Origin of the sequence: Microcystis sp. M49636_WE2, assembly GCF_030065375.1 — a bacterium.
Taxonomy (GTDB): domain Bacteria; phylum Cyanobacteriota; class Cyanobacteriia; order Cyanobacteriales; family Microcystaceae; genus Microcystis; species Microcystis aeruginosa_C.
This window is the reverse complement of record NZ_JASJFG010000459.1, coordinates 1-2292: the sequence shown is the minus strand read 5'-3', so window position 1 is coordinate 2292 and position 2292 is coordinate 1. Positions and strand designations below refer to the sequence as shown.

The 2292-nt window shown below is 39.5% G+C and carries 1 protein-coding gene and 2 pseudogenes; 1 reads left to right on the top strand and 2 read right to left on the bottom strand.

Annotated elements, in window-relative coordinates:
• Positions 1 to 220 precede the first annotated feature (220 nt).
• Positions 221 to 1213 (top strand): hypothetical protein, encoded by a 993-nt coding sequence (locus PX484_RS10910; RefSeq protein WP_287767547.1) that lies wholly within the window; start codon positions 221 to 223, stop codon positions 1211 to 1213.
• 249 nt (positions 1214 to 1462) lie between these two features.
• Here the strand turns inward: PX484_RS10910 and PX484_RS10905 are convergent.
• Positions 1463 to 1631: pseudogene (locus tag PX484_RS10905) on the bottom strand (IS110 family transposase); the annotation flags it as partial.
• Between the two features lie 68 nt (positions 1632 to 1699).
• Positions 1700 to 2292 (bottom strand): annotated as a pseudogene (locus PX484_RS10900) (RNA-guided endonuclease InsQ/TnpB family protein); the annotation flags it as partial.

The following is a 2292-nucleotide window of genomic DNA, read 5'->3' as shown; positions in this document are numbered from 1 at the left end:
TATTGTCAAAAATAAACATTTATGTATAACTCCTGGGTTATTGAGTGAAATTAAACTTTTTTTGCCCATCAATTTAAAGACTTGCGTTTTTTGGATCGTCTTAGCATAGAGGACTGAGTAGTATAAGTTACAGCAGGGTTGATTTGTTAATTTTGTCCATCAGTGTAGTTCCGTTTAAATCTCTCACTTTTTTTCGTTATCGATTACCAAGGAGATGTGGATGGTTAAAGCATATATGCCATTTAAAGATTGCTCTAGGGTATTGGGTGCAGAAACTCCTCAATTACGTCCCCCAGCATTTTCTGATGACCCACAATATAACACATTTAGCTATACCTATTATCCGAGGGGATTGGAAATTTCCGATAGCTATATCTATTATCCAGGAGAATCAGAAATTTCCGAAGCCCTTGCTAGGGAAATCCCTACGTTCACGGTTCCCCCGACAAATTATCCAGGGGGATTGGAAATTTCCGATAGCTATATTTATTATCCAGGAGGATCAGAAATTTCCGAAGCTGTTGCCTGGGAAATCCCTACGTTCACGGTTCCCCCGACAAATTATCCAGGGGGATTGGAAATTTCCGATAGCTATATCTATTATCCAGGAGGATCAGAAATTTCCGAAGCTGTTGCCTGGGAAATCCCTCCGTTCGCCGTTCCCCCGACAAATTATCTAGGGGGATTGGAAATTTCTGATAGCTATATTTATTATCCAGGAGGATCAGAAATTTCCGAAGCTGTTGCCAAGGAAATCCCTCCGTTCGCCGTTCCCCCGACAAATTATCTAGGGGGATTGGAAATTTCCGAAGCTGTTGTTCCTAATATTAGCACTCCTCTCTATGCGATCAAAGCAACTATTGATTTCTCCAAAGCTAAAGGGGACTTACAGGCTGTTCTGATGGCGCACGACGGCTGTTTTGGTGGGCATAGTTTCCACATCTATCAGGGAAAACTATGTTATGTCTATAACTGGTTAGGGCAACAACAGAAGATCACTTGTTATCTTCCTCGTCTTAGTGGCGAGGTGAAACTCAAAGTTGAATTTGCCAAACCAAAGATAATCGCTCCTTCCGATGAAACGTTGGGTGACAGCGCAGTAGATAAGATGAAACTGTATATTAATAACATCGAACAAAATGTCGATATTATCATAACTTTCTCAAATTATACTCCTAACTTCCTAACTCAATATAAACACGAGATTCCTTAGGAGTTTCAAGGTGCGAAGCTGCGAAGAATTATCGTTACTATTACCAATGATATTAGTGCGATAAATGATGATCAATTATGATCGATTAAGCACCTAAGCAAAATTAATTACACATCTAAGCCGCCGACATCGTCTTCATCATGAATTACATTGATACTAAATCCGTTGAGTATAGGCTACTTATTAGGCACTCATGCAAGAGGAGAAAGGCAAAAATGGGAATAAATAATCAGTTTTTAATAACCGAATTTAGTCTAAATTGTCAGGAAGCTGCCAAGGCTGATTTTGGCGAACCATTGCATTAAGAATAACTAAGATTTTCCGCACACAAGCAGTAAGAGCCAGTTTTTTTTGATTTACCGCGTCCGACTAGGCGTTCGTAAAAGGCTTTAATCACCGGATTATGACGCATAGCTACTTCTCTCAATATACAAGGTTGGGTTGACGCCAGGAAACCCAAACAAGATTGACATACTCCCACCGTAAAGCTACGCTGTGACGGGGGATTCTTGACCTATCACTATCGGAAATTCCTTGTTCAACGAGACAGCTTAGATTCTCAATGTCTCCATTAAGAATCCAGAGACTGGACTCTCCCAAGGCGTTTGGGTCGGTTCCTGTTTGCCCAACAGTACCGTTGAGATGATTTCCCAAATATTTCAACCCTTTTTTAAGAATATTTATTGATGCATTATGATCCCTATCTAAGACTGTTTTACAATTGGGGCATTGATGAGTTCTAGTGCTTAATGTTTTTTGAACTCTTGTTCCACAAACTGAACAATCTTGAGTCGTGAAATGGGGAGGAACAGCAATACAAACAATCCGATAAATCTTGGCAAAATAATTCAACCATTCAGTGAATTGATACCAAGAAGCATCAGAAATAGACTTGGCAAGCTTACGGTTTTTGACTAAGTTTCTTACCTTTAAAGCTTCATAAACTACCAGATCATTAGACTGGACTAACGCCAAAGCGTCTTTAATTGCTTTGTCTTTACGTTGTCTTGACACTTTAAGATGAAGTTTAGCTACTTTTATCCGTTGCTTGTGATAGTTGTTAGACTGTTTCTTTCCTT

Coding starts and splice junctions, on each gene's coding strand:
- PX484_RS10910 (WP_287767547.1), top strand. CDS start 221: ATGGTTAAAGCATATATGCCATTTAAAGATTGCTCTAGGGTATTGGGT.